This is a genomic window from Winslowiella arboricola (assembly GCF_025527015.1).
Classification (GTDB): Bacteria; Pseudomonadota; Gammaproteobacteria; order Enterobacterales; family Enterobacteriaceae; genus Erwinia; species Erwinia arboricola.
In genome coordinates this window covers 54,905-74,205 of the sequence record NZ_JAODIM010000040.1, presented here as the reverse complement: position 1 = coordinate 74,205, position 19,301 = coordinate 54,905, and the positions used below count along the sequence as shown (strand labels likewise).

The window sequence follows — 19,301 nt, the reverse complement described above, 5'->3', positions numbered from 1 at the left end:
ATAGACGGCAATACTGCGGTTAATTTGAGCTTAAAAAAGAAGAATTTAACTTAAGTCAGGTTTTGGGTGGTTTGGGGTATGTAAAAGAAGGGAAGAAATAGCGCCCCGCAGAGGAGGCGCCTGATAATCAGAAGTCGTAACGCAGACGCACCAGGGTCATATCGCCCAGATTGTCGGTGCTGGAGGTCAGCACATGTTCCACATCGGCGCGGAAGCCGTAGTCGAACTGGAAGGAGATACCCACACCATTATCGATACGCTGATAATCACGGCCAGTGGCGTACTCCAGACGATCTCCCATAAAATAAGGCATCACTGATTTCACCGCATACTGACCAACCGGGACGGTATAACCGGCGAAGTACTCAATACCCCAGGCATCGCCAGCGAAGTAATTATTCACATCGACGGTTTTGGTGGTGAGGAAGTTGTTGTACCAACCGCCGCCAAAGCTCAGGGTCCAGTTGTCAGGTTTCCAGCTCAGCGCGGTACCGACGATATTCTGGTCGTACTCTTTGCTGTTGCTGTCGGATGGATTACGCATTTCCGCGCTGGTGTAGTTCCACGCAGTGCCCCAGCTCAGATCCTTCGTCAGATGATAATCAACACCCAGTGAACCGCCGCCTTTACGCTTATAACGCAGGCCATTGCCCGGCAGATATTCGTTATCACTGAACAGATAAGAGGCGTAGATATCGGCATCGCCAAAGCTGTTTTTATACTTCAGCATTTTGCGTGAACGATAAGATCCGTCGTAGTCGCCATTGATACCGTTGCCGGGTCCCTGCGCAACCATATCGTAATCCCAGATATCGGTTTTGGCGCCGACGACATCATAATAAACGCTATTCTGCTGACCAAAGGTCAGGATCCCCCAGGTTTTACTTTTCAGACCGGTATATAACATACGGCGGCTGGTATCATTGGCGCCATCGGCGTAATGATGATCCCAGTCAAACAGCGCCGGAATATTAACACCCAGTTCATAATAATTGACCCAACTAATATCGTCGAACAGATAATAGTCAGCCGCAAAGCGGAAACGGGTGCCGCCATCAAAGCCATTACGTTTATATGAACCATTATCGCTGCCGCCGGTCATATTATTGAACTGGGGACGAATGCTGCCGCCAACGGTGAAATTGAGGCGGCTAAGCGGGTTACCCGCCTGTGGATCCTGTTTTAATAGTGTAATTTCTGCATGTGCTGCAAAAGAGGTGCTGCCGACAACCAGGGCTAAACCAATCGCCTGGCTTAAAACGCGCATGTTAATTGCCATTATTATACCTGCTTACCATTGCCATAATTAATAACGCACCGGCGTTAATGTTTTTTATTATACGGGAAACACCCGCGTTAATCCTTTTAACACTTTTGGCAATGGAATAATTAACAAAACGCGCTTACGCACAATATGGTAAAAATAGCATTTTATGAATTTGGCTTTATTTTAATATCGCATTTATTAGAATAATATGGAATGAAAATAAGTCAGGATGATATTTGAGCAATAATCCAGGTTGATATTCTTAATACTGGCCATCGCCGACCCACACCACCATCACCCGATCGCCAGCGCTTTGACGGCTGAAGGCGTAATAGCGCGGCTGATGTTGTGATTGTTGCATGCCGCTGCCAATCGCCGGATGGCGTGCCCGGAAGCTGCCCAGCTTTTGCCAGTGCTGCAGCAGTGCGCCTTTGCTGCCGGATAGCTGCTGCCAGTTCATATCCGATCGTGTGCCCTGCAAGGGATCGGAACCGGTCGGGCCGAAAGTACGGCCACTCTCATCGCCATAGTAAATCTGCACTGCGCCGGGCGTTAACAACAGCAGATCGGCGGCGCGCTGCTGTAATTTCAGCGATTCCCGCGCATCGCTGGTGAAAAACAGCCGGGTATCGTGTGACGACAGATAGCTGAGCACATTAAAATCCTGCAGCTTCTCTGACATCTGCTGCCAGCTGGCGTCAATCTGTGCAAAGCAGTTGAGTGCCTGCGCGGCTTGATCCTGAAAATCAAAGTTAATCATCGCATCGAAGCCATGCTGATAAAAATCACTCTGCATCACCCCATGACCCCAGGCCTCGCCGGTCATCCAGAAGGCGCTGTTATCCAGCGCTTTATCCGGGTTGGCCGCTTTCCACTGCGCCAGCGCGGCGGTGGCCTGTTGCTTGAGCTGTGCGAGTGTTTTTTTATCAACATGTTTGGCGGTATCAACGCGAAAACCATCAATGCCATAGTCACGCACCCACTGGCTTAGCCAGTGGGTCAGATAGTCGCGGGTTGTGGCGCCAGCGATCTCCTGCGCCTGGTTATCTGGCTTATGACGCCAGAACAGCGGCAGTCCACTGGGTTGTGGCGCTTCGGTTTTAATATCCGGCAGGAACGCCAGCGACATGCTGAGATCGTCATAACCCGGGGTATCGTAGTCGCCGATATCACTGCGGATCCAGTTTTTCCCCCACCAGTTGCGCCAGCCGGTTTTGTCGGAGAAATTAATGTAATCATTAAAACTGTGCCAGTTCTGACCACGGCCCGGTCGCCAGTCACCCCAGTTTTTCCCCAACGTTTTTTCCACTTCCGCGCCCTGCAACCAGAGCGAGCCGAACTGAAAGCTCTGCATATCGCTTAACGTGGCGTAGCCGACATGATTAACCACCACATCAAACAGAATGCGGATGCCACGCTGATGGGCCTGATCGATAAGGTTACTCAGATCCTGCCCGGTGCCCATATTGGCATCAAGCCGCGTCCAGTCGAGCGCGTAGTAGCCGTGATAAGCATAATGGGGGAAATCGCCCTTCGTCCCGCCGCCGATCCAGCCGTGGATCTGCTCCAGCGGCGAACTGATCCACAGCGCATTGACTCCCAGCTGTTGCAGATAGTCGAGTTTCGCGCTTAATCCCGCCAGATCGCCACCGTGGAAAGTGGCTATCTCCTGCTGACCATCGCTGCGACGGCCATAGCTGTGATCGTTAGCCGGATTGCCATTGGCAAAACGATCGGTTAGTACAAAATAGATCGTGGCATTGTGCCAGTTAAAAGTCGCATTTTTCTGCGTGGCAGCAGACTCCAGCAGCAGCAGGCCACCGCTGTTTTCTGCCGGTTGCAGCGTGATTTTTCCGCCACTGACGCTGGCAATTTGCCCGGAATAAAAGTCGCGCACGCTCTCGCCTTCGCTGAAAGTGTTGCCGACGTCAATGCTGACCGGCTGACCATCCCAGCGTGGACAACTGCGAGCAGGGCTGCTGGCGCTGGCCGGCGCGGTGCTTTTCATGCTCAGCTGTAACGTGGGGGTGCCGCTGCGCGTATCAATCCGAACCTGATAGTCGCCAGCGCGAAACTGTCGCCAGCTAACCGGCGGCTGTTTACCGCAGGGTTGTAGCGACAGGGTCTGGTTCAGTTTTACCGCGCCCTCGGGTTGCCAGCACTGCTGATCCTGCCAGATTTGCAGCGCCAGCTGGCCCTTTGGTAGCGTTGCGCTGCTGGTAAACAGCCCGTCGCCGGAGGCGGTAAAAGCAGGAAAGCTGTTCAGCGTCCAGTCAGCCAGCGCCGCCGGTGGCAACAGTAACAGAGTCAGGGGCAGGTATTTCATTACTCTCCTTAGTCACGCCAGTCAGAGGGGCTGCGATGATTATCCTGCCTCGCATTATGGCTGCTAACCTCATCCTGCCGGTTAAATCAGGGGGAGGAGAGGGCAGGGGGAGACGGTAACTTATTGTCTAATCACTGTTTCAGGCTTTCAGCGCAGAGGGATGAATATTTGATCCGATTATCGCGCTGTTCTTTTGGCGCGCAAAGGGTGTAAAATGTATACCTATAAAGATTGTGGTTTATGATTCACAAGGTTTTTAATTTTATTTAATTCAATTTTAAGGGGTTAAGGTGCAACAGCTACCAAACTGTCCAAAATGTAATTCCACGTTCACCTGGCAGGACGGCGAACAGTTGAATTGTCCTGAATGCGGTAATGAGTGGTCAGCCAGCGCGGCTTCTGCTGAAGAAGAAGGGCTGATTGTGCGTGATGCCAATGGCAACCTGCTGGTGGATGGTGATGCGGTGACCGTGGTTAAGGACCTGAAAGTAAAAGGTAGCTCATCCACCCTGAAAATTGGCACTAAAGTGAAAAGCATTCGTCTGGTCGAAGGTGATCACAATATCGATTGTAAAATCGAGGGTTTTGGTCAGATGAAGCTGAAATCAGAGTTTGTGAAAAAAAGCTGATCACTTACTGCCGTTGCCACCCGTCGGGTAACGGCAGAAGCATTACTTTTGCGTCATTACCTGCGTCATAATCTGGTTTTGCCAGGCAAAATAAGGGTTCCACGTCAGGCGTGCGTGGATCTTGCCCGTTTCGCGATAGCCCCAGTCAGAAAACCATACCTCCGCACCGGCGCGGCAGGCGCGATAATCACTCTCCGTTTGCCCATTTTCACACATACGATCGCTACCGTGTTCGCCATACAGCGGATTGTCTGGCGCAAACAGTACTGACATATGCGAAAACTGGCTGATATGCCGCTGTGGCAGGCGATCTGGCCGGATCAGCACGCGCGCTGAGAGTACCGGAGATGCAGGCTTGTTGCCGTACCAGATCAGGCGGCTGGCGGGATGGGTAAAGGTGCTGTCGAACTGGCTGAGAAAACGCATGGTGGCCAGCACCGAGTCATGTTCAGTCAGCACCATCAGCGTCGGTTTACTGTAGCCATTGCGGCTTAACAGCTGTTGAGCGGCGGCGCTGGTACGGTAAAACTGGGCGAAACCATTGGTCGGCACCATCATATAGCGCGTCGGGCGCTGTTCAGGGTAGCCAGGACGCGGCTCGCGTAACCAGTCGGTAAATACCGCCAGCAACGGAGTGACAAAATCGAAGGTAACGTTAGATTTTATTGCCGGCGAAAACAGCAGCAGACCCGCCACCTGCGGATGTTTAATGGCATATTCCAGCGCCAGATTACCGCCGGTAGAAAAGCCGCCGAGCCACACCTGTGCGACATCCTGTTGCATGATCGCCGCCTGTTCATTGACTACCTGTCGCCAGTCATTAATCGAGACGCCGATTAAATCCTGCGGTCGGGTGCCGTGGCCGGGCAGCAGCAGTGTACGCACCAGAAATCCCTGGCGCGCCAGTTGCGGGCCAATATCGCTGAACGATCCAGGCGCATCGCCAAGGCCATGGATCAGCAGCACCCCTTTTTCAGGCTTGCCGCCCGCCGGTCGCCACTCCTGCGGCGTATTCCAGATTAACTCCTGCTGGCGATGGTTACTCTGAAAGTGACGATGCTGTTGCACCCAGGCTGTGGTGTCGCGCTGATAGTCAGCAAATGTTGCCTGTCCGGCAGGCGGCAGCGCAGAAGGCGCGCGGACGCAACCGCTGAGCGCCAGCAGACACGCCAGCGTTAAGAGCGCAGCTAATTTGGATCGTAACGTCACTAAGCATTCCCTGGATCACCCTATTGAACAGGCAGCATAACCTGGCCTGCTCAGCATGGCCTTATGCATATGACAGCGAAACCATTATTCGGCGAACAGGCGATCCAGCGCCTGACACTGCAGCTCACTCAGGACTCCGCCATAGTTACGCGAGGCGGGCGTCATATAGCCATACTGGCGCGCCACAGCGGTCTTAATCGCGCTGACAAAATCATCGCCAAGGGTGTAAATCGCCATCAGTTTGCCAATCCGCTGCTGGATGCGCGTCAGTTCCGCCAAATCCTGCGCTTTCCATGCCTGCATAGCGCCGGCGAACAGTTCGGGCACCAGATTATTCAGACCGCAAATCACCCCGGCGCCGCCTGCCAGCAGATTTGGCAGTAAGTATTCATCGTAGCCAGACAGCACCGCAAAATCAGGGCGCACTTTTTTCGTCTCTTCAATCAGCAGGCGATTATGGGACAGGCAGTCCATGGTGTCTTTAATACCCATAAATTTTGGCAACTCCGCCGCCAGTTCCGCCACCAGCGCGGCATCAAGATCGCAACCGGTACGCGCCGGAAAGTTATAGGCAAACCATTTGCCCGGCAGACGCTGGTCCAGCTCACGGTAGTAGCTCAGCAGCTGCTTACGCGTCTGACCAAAGTAATAAGGCGGTAATATCATCACAGCATCATAGCCGGATTGCGCGGCCTGTTCCGCCAGCTGCAGCATATCGGCGATGCAGGTAGTGGAAACATTGGCAACCATCGGCAACGTCGACATGGCGCGCGCCTCGCGAATCAGCAGCAGACGCTCCTGCTGACTTAGCGAGACGAATTCACCAATACTGCCCATCAGTAGCAACGCATCAATTCCCGCGGCAGTTAAGCGTGTAAGATGCTGATGCAGCGCATTAAGATCGACCTTGTCCTGGCTATCAAACGGGGTAACGGAAGGGCACCAGACACCGCTAAAGGGGGTTTCTACAGACATAACAGGCTCCGGGTTCTCAGTAATTAAAATGAAACGCTGTTTTAACTTACTGGTGAATGTCGGCGGATGCCATACTTGTCATGGTGATAACCCGAGCTGCTTCGCATTTTTTACTTTTGTGCGCTTGCCGGATGAGGTGCTGAACTTTATCGGGATGGGCTTTTCATATCTGTCGCTAACCTTAGTTTGCATAACCTTATCGCGAGGTCCGCATGAAAGAGTGGAATCCTGAGCTGTATCGTCAGTTTGAAGCAGAAAGAACCCGCCCGGCGCTGGAGCTGGTGGCGCGAATCCCGGCAATTGAAGTGCATACCGCCACCGATCTTGGCTGCGGTCCCGGCAACAGCACCGAACTGCTATGGCGTGCCTGGCCGCAGGCGCAAATAACCGGGCTGGACAGTTCGCTGACGATGCTGCAGCAGGCGCAGCAACGTTTGCCTGATTGTCATTTTATCGCTGCGGATATCCGCAGCTGGCAGGCGTCGCCGCCACAAGATGTGATTTTCGCTAATGCTTCACTGCAGTGGCTAAATGACCATCCGCAGCTGTTTCCGCATCTGGTTGCACAGCTGGCGGAATACGGCGTGCTGGCGGTTCAGATGCCTGATAATCTCGATCAACCCAGTCATCGCCTGATGCGTGAAGTGGCCGGGCAAGCGGCATGGCGTGAGAAAATCGACAGTCATGCGACGGATCGCAAAAAGTTGCTGAGTGCGGAGCACTATTATGACGTGCTCACGGCGGCGGGTTGTCACGTGGATATCTGGCGCACCACTTATTATCATCAGATGCCTGACGCCGCAGCGATTATTGACTGGCTGCGCGCTACCGGGCTGCGTCCTTTTCTTGCATCATTAAATGAGCGTGAGCAGCAGGCATTTTTGCAGGCGTATCTGGCGGAAATCAGCGAGGCCTATCCGCCGCAGGCCGATGGTCAGGTGCTGCTCGCTTTTCCGCGGCTGTTTATGGTGGCGCAAAAGCGTTAAATCGCCGTGGTTTTCGCCGTGGTTTGCCCCTATTTTCTGTTTCTGAACATAGCGCGCAAAATAATGATTTTCGCCGCTGCCCGCGACGAAAAGTGCTACGCCTTTCCGGCTATTTATTGCTACCGTTGCAGCTTGCCCGCAGCCAGGATTATCAATATGACCGACGACCAATTAAACCAGCTGAGTACCGAAATAGGGGTACGGTTACAGCGCCGCAACGCCACCGTCACCGCAGCGGAATCCTGTACGGGCGGCTGGATCAGTAAGGTGATTACCGATATTGCCGGCAGTTCGGCGTGGTTTGAGCGCAGCTTTGTCACTTACAGTAATGAAGCGAAGCAGCAATTGATTGGTGTCACCGCCGTTACGCTGGAGCAGTTCGGCGCGGTCAGCGAGCAGGTGGTGCGCGAAATGGCGCTGGGAGCATTGCAGGCGGCGCATGCCGATTTTGCGATTTCGGTTAGTGGCATTGCTGGCCCGGATGGTGGCACGGCCGAAAAGCCTACCGGCACCGTGTGGTTTGGCTTTGCCAGCGCCGATGGAACACTGCTGACCCGGCGGCAACTTTTCGCCGGAGACCGCGAGGCGGTACGCCGTCAGGCAACGGCTTACGCCCTGCAAACGTTACATGATGATTTTCTCGAAAATAAACTTGATACTGTATGACCATACAGTATAATCACTGTTATTCGTATTACAGCAAAGCAACCTCGAGTGTGCTTTACCCTGCATGATTAGGAGTGGAAATGGCTATTGACGAAAACAAGCAAAAAGCACTGGCAGCCGCGCTGGGCCAGATTGAGAAGCAGTTCGGTAAAGGCACCATCATGCGCCTGGGTGAAGACCGCTCAATGGACGTGGAGACCATCTCTACCGGTTCGCTTTCCCTGGATATCGCACTGGGTGCAGGCGGCTTGCCGATGGGCCGTATTGTTGAGATCTATGGTCCTGAGTCTTCCGGTAAAACGACGCTGACGCTGCAGGTCATTGCTTCTGCACAGCGTAAAGGTAAAACCTGCGCCTTTATTGATGCTGAGCATGCACTGGATCCGGTTTACGCCAAGAAACTGGGCGTGGATATCGATAACCTGCTCTGCTCGCAGCCGGATACCGGTGAGCAGGCGCTGGAAATTTGTGATGCGCTGGCGCGTTCTGGCGCGGTTGATGTGATTATTGTCGACTCCGTTGCTGCCTTAACGCCGAAAGCTGAAATTGAAGGCGAAATCGGTGACTCCCATATGGGCCTTGCGGCACGTATGATGAGCCAGGCGATGCGTAAACTGGCTGGTAACCTGAAGCAGTCCAATACGCTGCTGATCTTTATCAACCAGATCCGTATGAAAATCGGTGTGATGTTCGGTAACCCGGAAACCACTACCGGCGGTAACGCCCTGAAATTCTATGCCTCCGTTCGCCTGGATATCCGCCGTATTGGCGCGATTAAAGAGGGCGATAATGTGGTGGGCAGCGAGACCCGCGTAAAAGTGGTGAAAAACAAAATCGCTGCGCCATTTAAACAGGCCGAATTCCAGATTATGTACGGCGAAGGCATCAATATTTACGGCGAGCTGGTTGACCTCGGTGTGAAGCATAAGCTGATTGAGAAAGCGGGTGCATGGTACAGCTATAACGGCGATAAAATTGGTCAGGGTAAAGCTAACTCAGGTAACTTCCTGAAAGAAAACCCGGCGGTTGCTAATGAAATTGAGCAGAAGCTGCGTGATATGTTGCTCAATACGCCAGCTGAGAAAGCTGACTATGTTGCCGAACAGTTTGAAAAAGAAGCCAGCGAAACCAACGAAGATTTCTAATTCGTTGTTGGGTGGCGTTCTCGCCCGCGCCAGGGAGCCGAGAACGGCTCCCCTGTAAAACCCATGGCTACTGTGTAGGGGCGGCGTTTTCGCCGCCCGTGATAATGATTTACACCAACCATAACAACGACACTGAACCCTGCTTTTATCTTCGTTAATCGCCTTTTCCTCTGCTTTACTGCGCAATATCCTGCTATTTCTGTCGCCAGCCGGCTAACTTTCTTTGTTTCTCAGCCCGTTTCTGGTTAGGCTCTGCTACTCAGGCATATGATCGCCTGAATCGGTATCACCAGATTTAAACTGTCCCGGAGTGTTATGTCAGACGCCACCACTGCCCGTAATCAATATGCTCGTCTGCTCGACCGCGCCATGCGCATTCTGGCCATGCGTGATCACAGCGAAGCGGAGTTTCGCCAGAAGCTGACATTTTCCATGCAGCGTTCGGCGCGCTTTCGTCAGGAGGAAGCGCCAGAGATTGCTGAAGAAGATATCGAAAAAGTGGTGGCCTGGTGCTATGAACATAGCTGGCTGGATGATACCCGTTTTGCCGAGCGCTTCGTTGCCAGCCGCAGCCGTAAAGGTTATGGTCCGCAGCGCATCAGAATGGAGTTGGGGCAAAAAGGCATTGGCCGCGAACTGACCGCCGCGACCTTAGAAGGCGCGGAGATTGACTGGTCAGCACAAGCCTTTGATGTCGCAGAGCGTAAGTTTGGCTTACCGCTGCCGACAGAATGGAAGGAAAAAGCCAAAGTGCAGCGCTATTTGCTGTCGAAAGGTTTCTTTATGGAAGATATTCAGGCCATTTTCAGAAATTTTGATAATTGACCTCCGATGGGATTTTACTTCGTACTGAAGAAAATTTATCTTATTCCCACTTTTTGTTCGTGTGTCACCGGGCCGCCAGACGGGTTGTCCGCGTCGTGAGATGCACGAAACGTTCGTTAGCGTGATTCCAGGATAATTATGAGCAAGAGCACTGCTGAGATCCGTCAGGCGTTTCTCGACTTTTTCCATAGCAAGGGACATCAGGTTGTAGCCAGTAGCTCCCTCGTGCCCCATAACGACCCGACGTTGCTGTTTACTAACGCCGGCATGAACCAGTTTAAAGACGTTTTCCTCGGCCAGGATAAGCGCAATTACTCGCGTGCGACCACTTCGCAGCGCTGTGTGCGCGCTGGTGGTAAACATAACGATCTTGAGAACGTCGGCTATACCGCACGTCACCACACTTTCTTTGAAATGCTGGGCAACTTCAGCTTTGGCGACTATTTCAAACGCGAAGCGATCGGTTTTGCCTGGGAGTTACTGACCGGCGAGCAGTGGTTTAATCTGCCGAAAGAGCGTCTGTGGGTCACCGTTTACGAGACCGATGACGAAGCCTTTGATATCTGGGAAAAAGAAGTGGGTGTGCCGCGTGAGCGCATTATCCGTATCGGCGACAACAAAGGCGGTGCTTACGCGTCAGATAACTTCTGGCAGATGGGTGATACCGGTCCTTGCGGTCCATGCTCCGAGATCTTCTATGACCATGGTGACCATATCTGGGGTGGCCCGCCAGGTTCCGCAGAAGAAGATGGCGATCGCTATATTGAGATCTGGAACATCGTCTTTATGCAGTTCAACCGTCAGGCTGATGGCGCGATGTTGCCGCTGCCAAAACCGTCGGTTGATACCGGGATGGGCCTGGAGCGTATCACTGCGGTACTGCAGCATGTTAACTCCAACTATGAAATCGATCTGTTCGCGAAGCTGATTAAATCAGTCGCGGAAGTGACCGGCGCCACCGATCTGGCCAATAAATCATTGCGCGTGATTGCTGACCATATTCGTTCCTGTGCGTTCCTGATTGCCGACGGGGTGATTCCGTCCAACGAAAACCGTGGCTATGTGCTGCGTCGTATTATTCGTCGCGCGGTGCGTCACGGTAATATGCTGGGCGCTAATGGCACTTTCTTCTACAAACTGGTTGCGCCACTGATTGCGGTGATGGGCAGCGCCGGAGAAGAGTTGCAGGCACAGCAGGCGCAGGTTGAGCAGGTACTGAAAGCCGAAGAGGAGCAGTTTGCTAAAACGCTGGAACGTGGTCTGGCACTGCTGGATGAAGAACTGGCGCAGTTGCAAGGCGATACGCTGGATGGCGAAACCGTGTTCCGTCTGTACGACACCTTTGGCTTCCCGGTCGACTTAACCGCTGATGTCTGTCGTGAGCGTAATCTGAAAATTGATGAGGCCGGTTTCGAACTTGCGATGGAGCAGCAGCGTCGTCGTGCACGTGATGCCAGCGGTTTCGGCGCCGACTACAACAATGTGATCCGCATTGATTCTGCCTCGGCGTTTAAAGGTTATCAGCAGCTGGAGCTGACAGCGGCGATCACGGCGATCTTCGTTGATGGCCAGCAAGCTGATGAAATCACTGCCGGTCAGGAAGGGGTGATTGTTCTTGATGAGACGCCGTTCTATGGTGAATCGGGTGGTCAGGTTGGCGATACCGGTGAGCTGAAAGGGAACAATGCGCTGTTTGCGGTTAGCGATACGCAGAAATATAGCCAGGCGATTGGTCATATTGGCAAGCTGGTTTCCGGCCATCTGCGCGTCGGCGACCGTCTTGATGCACAGGTGGATGAGGCGCGTCGTGCGCGTATCCGCCTTAATCACTCGGCTACCCACTTGCTGCACGCGGCATTGCGTCAGGTGCTTGGTGACCACGTGGGCCAGAAAGGCTCGCTGGTTAACGATAAGTACCTGCGTTTTGACTTCTCGCATTTTGAAGCGATGAAGCCCGAACAAATTCGTCAGGTAGAAGATATTGTTAATGCCCAGATTCGGCGTAATCTGGCAATAGACACCAATATCATGGAGCTGGAAGCAGCGAAAGCGCAGGGCGCGATGGCGCTGTTCGGCGAAAAGTATGATGATCATGTGCGCGTGTTAAGCATGGGCGACTTCTCTACCGAGCTGTGTGGTGGCACCCATGCCAGCCGCACCGGTGATATTGGTCTGTTCCGCATTACCTCTGAGTCCGGCACCGCAGCAGGTGTGCGTCGTGTTGAGGCGGTTACTGGTGAAGGCGCGCTGGCGCAGGTGCATGCCCAGAGCGAACAGTTGCAGGATATTGCTCAGCTGGTAAAAGCGAATAACAGTAATCTGAATGAGAAAGTGCGTTCGGTAATTGAGCATGTTCGCCTGCTGGAGAAAGAGCTACAGCAGTTGAAAGATCAGCAGGCTGCGCAGGAGAGTGCCTCCCTGAGCAGTAAAGCGCTGGAAGTGAAGGGGACGAAATTGCTGGTTAGTGAGCTCAGCAATGTTGAACCTAAAATGCTGCGCACGATGGTTGACGATCTGAAAAATCAGCTCGGTTCAGCAATTATTGTGCTGGCAACAGTGGTAGATGGAAAAGTATCCCTGATTGCCGGGGTGACAAAAGACCTTACCGACCGCGTGAAAGCGGGTGAGCTGGTTGGCGCGTTAGCGCAACAGGTTGGCGGTAAGGGCGGCGGACGCCCTGATATGGCTCAGGCGGGCGGTACAGATGCTCAGGCGCTGCCTGCGGCGCTGGCTGGCGTTGAGTCATGGGTTGCTGCAAAACTGTAACGATAAAAATGTATCGCTGGAGTGCGTCCGGGCCTTCGTGTCCGGGCGTTTTGACCAAGTGGTACGCACCCTGTAATCATAAAGTCAGGTTGATGTAGTGTATTTCGGCTAAACTAAGTATCAGCAGAATGTATTGGCGCGACGATACTTAATCATGTATTTGTCATAGTCTACGTTTAGCGAATTATGATGGATATGGCCGGGAGCCTTACAAACCCGACTCTTTTAATCTTTCAAGGAGCAAAGAATGCTAATTCTAACTCGTCGAGTTGGTGAAACCCTCATGATCGGTGATGAGGTGACTGTAACGGTGCTGGGCGTCAAAGGTAACCAGGTCCGCATCGGTGTTAACGCCCCTAAAGAAGTTTCGGTGCATCGCGAAGAGATCTATCAGCGCATCCAGGCCGAAAAAACTCAGCCAACGAGTTACTAACGGATCCAGCGTCTCGCTGCTTTTAGCGAGGCGCTACCGCTTTTCCCCTCTTTTTCCTGCTCCCTCTCCCGGTTTTACTTTTCCTGTTTTCGCAAACTTCCCGCTGTTTTTCTGTTGATAAATCACTCTTTTTGTCGTCAAAGTCGCCGGATTGCCTGTGATTTGTGCAATCAGGCGATTAGGCGGAAAAAATGGTTTGACTTATAAGTGCGGGAAAGTAATATGTGCGCCACGCAGTGCCGATGAGCAGAAACAAGTTCAGCAGCACAGTTCGCAAGAACGCGTATGGTGAGGTGGCCGAGAGGCTGAAGGCGCTCCCCTGCTAAGGGAGTATGCGGTCAAAAGCTGCATCGAGGGTTCGAATCCCTCCCTCACCGCCATTACTGATGCATCCATAGCTCAGCTGGATAGAGTACTCGGCTACGAACCGAGCGGTCGGAGGTTCGAATCCTCCTGGATGCACCAAACAGTAATGAGTTGTTCGATTCGTGTTAGCAGCGCGTATCAAGGTGAGTAGTTGGCACCCTGCGTTATACAAGAATTAGTAATGCATCCATAGCTCAGCTGGATAGAGTACTCGGCTACGAACCGAGCGGTCGGAGGTTCGAATCCTCCTGGATGCACCATATTCAATAAGTTTGTCCGCAAGCATCCTTATAAAGTATTCCCTCAGGTCAGTCGCATTATCTCCCAAATTTGCTTTCCCGATGCATCCATAGCTCAGCTGGATAGAGTACTCGGCTACGAACCGAGCGGTCGGAGGTTCGAATCCTCCTGGATGCACCATATTGCTTTAAACGAATCGAAACTTTGTTCTGGCATGCAGTAAAAGCATTACAGCCAGCAACAAGGAGGATAACGTTGCTTCAGCAACGGCCCGCAGGGCGAGGCGAAGTCGAGTCATCCTCCTGGATGCACCATTTAAGTAATACCCCAGTATTCCGCACTATTTTTCTACAATGCATCCATAGCTCAGCTGGATAGAGTACTCGGCTACGAACCGAGCGGTCGGAGGTTCGAATCCTCCTGGATGCACCATATTCCTCTCAGCGAATCGCAACTTTGTACTGGTGTGCAGTAAAAGCATTACAGCCAGCAACAAGGAGGATAACGTTGCTTCAGCAACGGCCCGCAGGGCGAGGCAACGCCGAGTCATCCTCCTGGATGCACCATATTGCTCTCAGCAAATGTTTTCCCCCCGATAAATCAAACAATCACTGCACACTCCCTGTTTTCGCTGAAATTCGCCGTTTCTGATGGTTTTTACTCCCTCGCCTTTATCTGATTTATAAAATCCCCAATGCTTTCAAAGCATTTGCTGTTAATCGCTAACAGCGACAACCAGGGGACTTTACGATAAAGTAAACACTGGTTGCGACAATGCCCGGAGAGAGAATGTACGATCATTATGACGGCTTGATTTTCGATATGGATGGCACCATTTTGGATACGGAGCCGACGCATCGTAAAGCCTGGCGTGAGGTGCTGGCGCGTTACGGCATGACCTTTGACGAAACCGCCATCATCGGACTGAATGGTTCTCCAACCTGGCGCATTGCGCAGTTCATTATTGCCAGCCATCAGGCGGATCTCGATCCTTATGCGCTGGCCGCTGAAAAAACCACGGCGTTGAAAGAGATGCTGCTGGATTCGGTGCAGCCGCTGCCGCTGGTTGAGGTGGTGAAAGCCTGGCACGGGCGTCGCCCGATGTCGGTGGGTACCGGCAGCGAACATCAGATGGCTGATATGCTGCTGCGTCATTTAGGCATTCGCGACTGTTTTGATGCGCTGGTCGGCGCCGATGATGTGCAGCGTCATAAACCTGAGCCCGATACGTTTCTGCGCTGCGCGCAACTGATGGGCGTTGAGCCTGGCAAGTGCGTGGTATTTGAAGATGCAGACTTTGGCCTGCAGGCAGCAAAAGCCGCCGGGATGGACGTTGTTGATGTCCGTCTGCTGTGAATGAGTGGCTGAGTTTCGGTTCATTGTTTGCCAGTAGCTTTCTCAGCGCCACGCTGCTTCCGGGCAGCTCTGAGGTACTGCTGGTGGCTTTACTGATGGCAGGGAAGTTGTCAGTGACTGGGTTGATTTTTATCGCCGCATTGGGGAACACACTCGGCGGTTTGACGAATATTTTCATTGGTCGCTTACTGCCGCAGACAACACAGCAGGGGCGATGGCATGACACAGCAACAGCGTGGTTGCATCGTTTTGGTCCTGCAGCACTGTTATTAAGCTGGTTGCCGCTAGTTGGCGATCTGCTGTGTGTTATGGCCGGCTGGCTGCGTTTCTCGTGGCTGCCGGTGGTGCTGTTTTTAGCTATCGGAAAGACACTACGTTACATAGTGGTTGCGACCGCAACATTACAGGGCATGGAGTGGTGGCATTGATTCTCGCTGATTCGGGGCTACGGTTAACATTATGCTAAACAATAATAAATTTTTCTCTGAGCGGGAGGTCAATTTGATCCCGGACGTATCACAAGCGCTTTCCTGGCTGGAAGCTCATCCCAACGCGTTAACTGGCATCTGTCGCGGTATTGAACGTGAAACACTGCGCGTCAGGCCGGATGGCCGTCTGGCAACCACCGGACACCCTGACTCTCTCGGTTCAGCGCTGACCCATAAATGGATCACCACCGATTTCGCTGAGACGCTGCTCGAATTTATTACCCCGGTTGATGATGATATCGATCATCTGCTGGCCTTCCTGCGCGATATCCATCGTCATGTGGCGCGGGATCTCGGTGAAGAGCGTATGTGGCCGTTTAGCATGCCGTGCTTTGTCGATGCCGGTGCCGATATTGAACTGGCGCAATATGGCAGTTCCAATATTGGCCGCATGAAAACGCTGTATCGCCAGGGGCTGAAAAACCGTTATGGCGCGCTGATGCAGACTATCTCCGGCGTGCACTATAACTTTTCGCTGCCACTGTCGTTCTGGCAGGAGTGGGCGGGCGTGGAAGATATCGAGAGCGGTAAAGAGGCGATCTCCGACGGTTACCTGCGTCTGATTCGCAACTATTACCGCTTCGGCTGGATTATTCCTTACCTGTTTGGCGCCTCGCCAGGGATCTGCTCCTCCTTCCTGCAAGGCAAAGAGAGCAGCCTGCCGTTTAAGAAGAGTGAGAAGGGTATGCTGTATATGCCCTATGCCACCTCACTGCGCCTCAGCGACCTCGGCTACACCAATAAGTCGCAGAACAGCCTTGGCATCACGTTTAATAATCTGCCTGACTATGTCGACGCGCTGAAAAAGGCGATTAAAACGCCATCGGCCGAGTATGCGGAGATCGGCGTTAAAGATGAAAACGGCGATTATCTGCAGCTGAACACTAATGTGCTGCAGATTGAAAATGAACTCTATGCGCCGATTCGGCCGAAGCGGGTCACCAAATCGGGCGAAGCGCCTTCCGATGCGTTGCTGCGTGGCGGTATCGAATATATCGAAGTGCGCTCGCTGGATATCAATCCGTTCTCACCGATCGGCGTTGATGCCAACCAGGTGCGTTTCCTCGATCTTTTCCTGATTTGGTGTACTCTGGCAGATGCGCCAGAAATGAGCAGTGATGAACTGCTCTGTACCCGTAAAAACTGGAATCGCGTCATTCTGGAGGGGCGTAAACCGGGCCAGACAATCGGCATGGGTTGTGAAGAAGCGCAGCAACCGCTGAAGGATGTCGGCAAGCAGCTGTTCCGCGATCTGCGTCGCGTTGCCGAAACCTTAGATGGTAATCAGGGCGATCGTCGTTATCAGGAAGTGTGCGATCAACTGGTGGCGTCGTTTGACGATCCGGAGCTGACCTATTCAGCACGTATTCTGCATGCAATGATGGAAAACGGCATCGGCGGTACGGGATTAGCGCTGGCGGAGCAGTATCGCCATCTGATGGCTGAAGAGCATTTAGATGTGTTGAGTGAAGAAGATTTTACCGAAGAAGCGCAGCGTTCACGCGCCAGTCAGCAGCAGATTGAAGAGAGCGATACGTTGAGTTTCGAAGCGTTCCTCGCCAGTAAGGCGGGCTAGAAAAGAAAATGGCCACATCATTGTGGCCAAATTAACATCTCTGTGTTGTCAGGGATGATGATAACAAAATGCGCGTCTTTCACTTATTCAGACGTACGATGATAAGAAAAGTTTCATCGTTCTAAAAATATTTTCTAAAAACAGGAGGTGACAATATGCCACTGCTGGATAGCTTTACTGTCGATCATACGATCATGGCCGCACCTGCGGTACGCGTTGCAAAAACCATGAATACACCACATGGCGATGCCATCACCGTTTTTGACCTGCGTTTTTGCAAGCCGAACAAAGAAGTGATGCCAGAGCGTGGTATTCATACGCTGGAGCATCTGTTTGCCGGCTTTATGCGTAATCACCTGAACGGCGACGGTGTGGAAATTATTGATATCTCACCAATGGGCTGCCGTACCGGCTTCTATATGAGCCTGATTGGTACGCCGGATGAGCAGCGTGTGGCTGCCGCATGGAAAGCCGCGATGGGCGATGTGCTGAAAGTGACCGACCAGCGTAAGATCCCGGAGCTGAATGAATATCAGTGCGGCACTTTCGAAATGCACTCACTGGACGAAGCGCAGGAGATCGCGCGCCATATCGTTGATAGTGACATTCGCGTTAATCACAATGATGAACTGGCGCTGCCAAAAGACAAATTACAGGAACTGCACCTGTAGGGGGGCGTTCTCGCCGCCCGTCAGGCAGGGGAGCCGATAACGGCTCCCCTACAAAAGAAACAGGGGCGGTTTTTTTGTCGCCCGTTTTTCAGGATCCCACTGACTCTTTCAACGGTTTGTGCGGCGTAATCTTCACCTGCTTGACCATATTTTCCTGCACATCAAGAATATCAATGGCGTAGTTGCCAATCCTGACCGTAGTGCCGGCACAAGGGATCTCCTGTAACGCCTCCAGCAGCATGCCATTGACGGTACGGGCATCTTCTTCCGGTAACTTCCAGTTAAAGGCTTTATTCAGCTCACGCAGGTTAGCGCTACCTTCAATCAGTACCGAACCATCATTCTGCGGCATCACTTCTTCGGCCAGCGTTGGCGACATCGAAGTGGTGAAATCACCGACAATCTCTTCAAGAATATCTTCGATGGTGACCAGCCCTTTAATATCGCCATATTCGTCGACCACCAGACCCGTTTTCTTCTTATTACGCTGGAACTTCACCAGCTGCACATTCAGCGGCGTTCCTTCCGGTACGTAATAGATCTCATCGGCGGCGCGCAGCAGATTCTCTTTGGTGAACTCTTTTTTCTCGGTCATCATGCGCCAGGCTTCGCGTACGCGCAGCATGCCGACAATATCCTCCAGTGAGTCGCGATACAGCACGATGCGACCGTGCGGCGAGTGACTGAGCTGACGGATAATCGATTTCCAGTCATCATTGACGTTGATGCCGACAATCTCATTGCGCGGCACCATAATGTCATCAACGGTGACCTTTTCGAGGTCCAGCACTGACAACAACATATCCTGATTACGGCTCGACATCTTCGAACGTGACTCGTAGACGATGGTGCGCAGCTCATCTTTGCTCAGCGCGGCGCTAATCGCACCATCGGTCTTCATGCCGACCATACGCATCAGTACGCGCGTGATGGTGTTAAGCAGCCATACCAGCGGCATCATTACGATCTGGAGCGGTCCGAGCAACACGCTGCTGGGAAAAGCCACTTTTTCCGGATAGAGCGCCGCCACGGTCTTCGGCAGTACTTCGGCAAATACCAGTACGACAAACGTCAGTACACCGGTCGCAATCGCCACACCGGCGTCACCATACAGCCGCATGCCGACGATAGTCGCCAGCGAAGAGGCGAGGATATTAACGAGGTTATTACCGATCAGCACCAGACTGATCAGGCGATCAGGACGGCGCAGCAGCTTCTCGACGCGGCGTGCGGCGCGATGGCCATTTTTCGCCTGATGCCGCAGGCGATAGCGGTTGAGCATCATCATCCCGGTTTCCGAACTGGAGAAGTAGGCGGAAATCAGAACCATGATGACCAGTGTGATAATCAGGGTGGTGGTGGAAACATGTTCCAACG

Annotated in this window: 16 protein-coding genes and 5 tRNA genes; 16 read left to right on the top strand and 5 right to left on the bottom strand. The window is 52.8% G+C overall.

Annotated features, from left to right (window positions below):
- Positions 1-127: 127 nt before the first annotated feature.
- Positions 128-1,279, bottom strand: a complete 1,152-nt coding sequence (locus N5923_RS10245; RefSeq protein WP_267142401.1) for a porin — start codon at positions 1,277-1,279, stop codon at positions 128-130.
- Positions 1,280-1,529: 250 nt separating this feature from the next.
- Positions 1,530-3,593, bottom strand: coding sequence for an alpha-amylase (locus N5923_RS10240; protein WP_267142402.1), 2,064 nt, complete (start codon positions 3,591-3,593; stop codon positions 1,530-1,532).
- A gap of 290 nt (positions 3,594-3,883) precedes the next feature.
- Here N5923_RS10240 and N5923_RS10235 point away from each other — a divergent pair, with 290 nt between their 5' ends.
- Positions 3,884-4,222, top strand: a complete 339-nt coding sequence (locus N5923_RS10235) for a zinc ribbon domain-containing protein YjdM (RefSeq protein ID WP_267142403.1) — start codon at positions 3,884-3,886, stop codon at positions 4,220-4,222.
- 42 nt (positions 4,223-4,264) lie between these two features.
- Here N5923_RS10235 and N5923_RS10230 read toward each other — a convergent pair whose 3' ends face one another.
- The gene (locus N5923_RS10230; protein WP_267142404.1) at positions 4,265-5,431 is read right to left on the bottom strand and encodes an alpha/beta hydrolase; all 1,167 of its coding nucleotides are present in this window, start codon (positions 5,429-5,431) and stop codon (positions 4,265-4,267) included.
- An 84-nt stretch (positions 5,432-5,515) separates the two neighbouring features.
- Positions 5,516-6,406, bottom strand: coding sequence for a dihydrodipicolinate synthase family protein (locus N5923_RS10225; protein ID WP_267142405.1), 891 nt, complete (start codon positions 6,404-6,406; stop codon positions 5,516-5,518).
- A gap of 212 nt (positions 6,407-6,618) precedes the next feature.
- Between N5923_RS10225 and tam the strand changes: the two genes are divergently transcribed.
- The 15 genes from tam (at position 6,619) to luxS (ending at position 17,924) form a co-directional block, all read left to right on the top strand.
- Positions 6,619-7,392, top strand: coding sequence for a trans-aconitate 2-methyltransferase (gene tam, locus N5923_RS10220; RefSeq protein ID WP_267142406.1), 774 nt, complete (start codon positions 6,619-6,621; stop codon positions 7,390-7,392).
- A 156-nt stretch (positions 7,393-7,548) separates the two neighbouring features.
- Entirely contained in the window at positions 7,549-8,058 is a 510-nt protein-coding gene (gene pncC, locus N5923_RS10215) for a nicotinamide-nucleotide amidase (protein WP_267142407.1), read from the top strand.
- 80 nt (positions 8,059-8,138) lie between these two features.
- Entirely contained in the window at positions 8,139-9,203 is a 1,065-nt protein-coding gene (gene recA, locus N5923_RS10210; protein ID WP_267142408.1) for a recombinase RecA, read from the top strand.
- 315 nt (positions 9,204-9,518) lie between these two features.
- Complete coding sequence (locus N5923_RS10205) at positions 9,519-10,028, top strand: regulatory protein RecX (RefSeq protein ID WP_267142409.1); 510 nt, start codon at positions 9,519-9,521, stop codon at positions 10,026-10,028.
- Between the two features lie 138 nt (positions 10,029-10,166).
- Positions 10,167-12,794, top strand: a complete 2,628-nt coding sequence (alaS, locus tag N5923_RS10200; protein WP_267142410.1) for an alanine--tRNA ligase — start codon at positions 10,167-10,169, stop codon at positions 12,792-12,794.
- A 247-nt stretch (positions 12,795-13,041) separates the two neighbouring features.
- Positions 13,042-13,227 (top strand): carbon storage regulator CsrA, encoded by a 186-nt coding sequence (gene csrA / locus N5923_RS10195; protein WP_026112062.1) that lies wholly within the window; start codon positions 13,042-13,044, stop codon positions 13,225-13,227.
- Positions 13,228-13,514: 287 nt separating this feature from the next.
- Positions 13,515-13,607: transfer RNA gene (locus N5923_RS10190), tRNA-Ser, on the top strand.
- A gap of 8 nt (positions 13,608-13,615) precedes the next feature.
- Positions 13,616-13,692, top strand: a tRNA-Arg gene (locus N5923_RS10185).
- A gap of 84 nt (positions 13,693-13,776) precedes the next feature.
- A tRNA-Arg gene (locus N5923_RS10180) sits at positions 13,777-13,853 on the top strand.
- Between the two features lie 83 nt (positions 13,854-13,936).
- Positions 13,937-14,013: transfer RNA gene (locus N5923_RS10175), tRNA-Arg, on the top strand.
- Between the two features lie 175 nt (positions 14,014-14,188).
- A tRNA-Arg gene (locus N5923_RS10170) sits at positions 14,189-14,265 on the top strand.
- 357 nt (positions 14,266-14,622) lie between these two features.
- Positions 14,623-15,189, top strand: coding sequence for a fructose-1-phosphate/6-phosphogluconate phosphatase (yqaB, locus tag N5923_RS10165; RefSeq protein WP_267142411.1), 567 nt, complete (start codon positions 14,623-14,625; stop codon positions 15,187-15,189).
- Positions 15,186-15,617 carry a YqaA family protein gene (locus tag N5923_RS10160; protein ID WP_267142412.1) on the top strand — a complete coding sequence of 144 codons (432 nt, stop codon included), beginning with the start codon at positions 15,186-15,188 and terminating at the stop codon, positions 15,615-15,617. The genes yqaB and N5923_RS10160 overlap by 4 nt, the downstream gene beginning before the upstream one ends.
- Before the next feature lie 31 nt (positions 15,618-15,648).
- Positions 15,649-17,253 carry a glutamate--cysteine ligase gene (gshA, locus tag N5923_RS10155; RefSeq protein ID WP_267142413.1) on the top strand — a complete coding sequence of 535 codons (1,605 nt, stop codon included), beginning with the start codon at positions 15,649-15,651 and terminating at the stop codon, positions 17,251-17,253.
- Positions 17,254-17,408: 155 nt separating this feature from the next.
- Positions 17,409-17,924, top strand: a complete 516-nt coding sequence (gene luxS / locus N5923_RS10150) for an S-ribosylhomocysteine lyase (protein WP_267142414.1) — start codon at positions 17,409-17,411, stop codon at positions 17,922-17,924.
- Between the two features lie 88 nt (positions 17,925-18,012).
- On the opposite strand, the gene N5923_RS10145 is transcribed toward luxS, so the two are convergent.
- Positions 18,013-19,299 (bottom strand): HlyC/CorC family transporter, encoded by a 1,287-nt coding sequence (locus N5923_RS10145; protein ID WP_267142415.1) that lies wholly within the window; start codon positions 19,297-19,299, stop codon positions 18,013-18,015.
- Positions 19,300-19,301 lie beyond the last annotated feature (2 nt).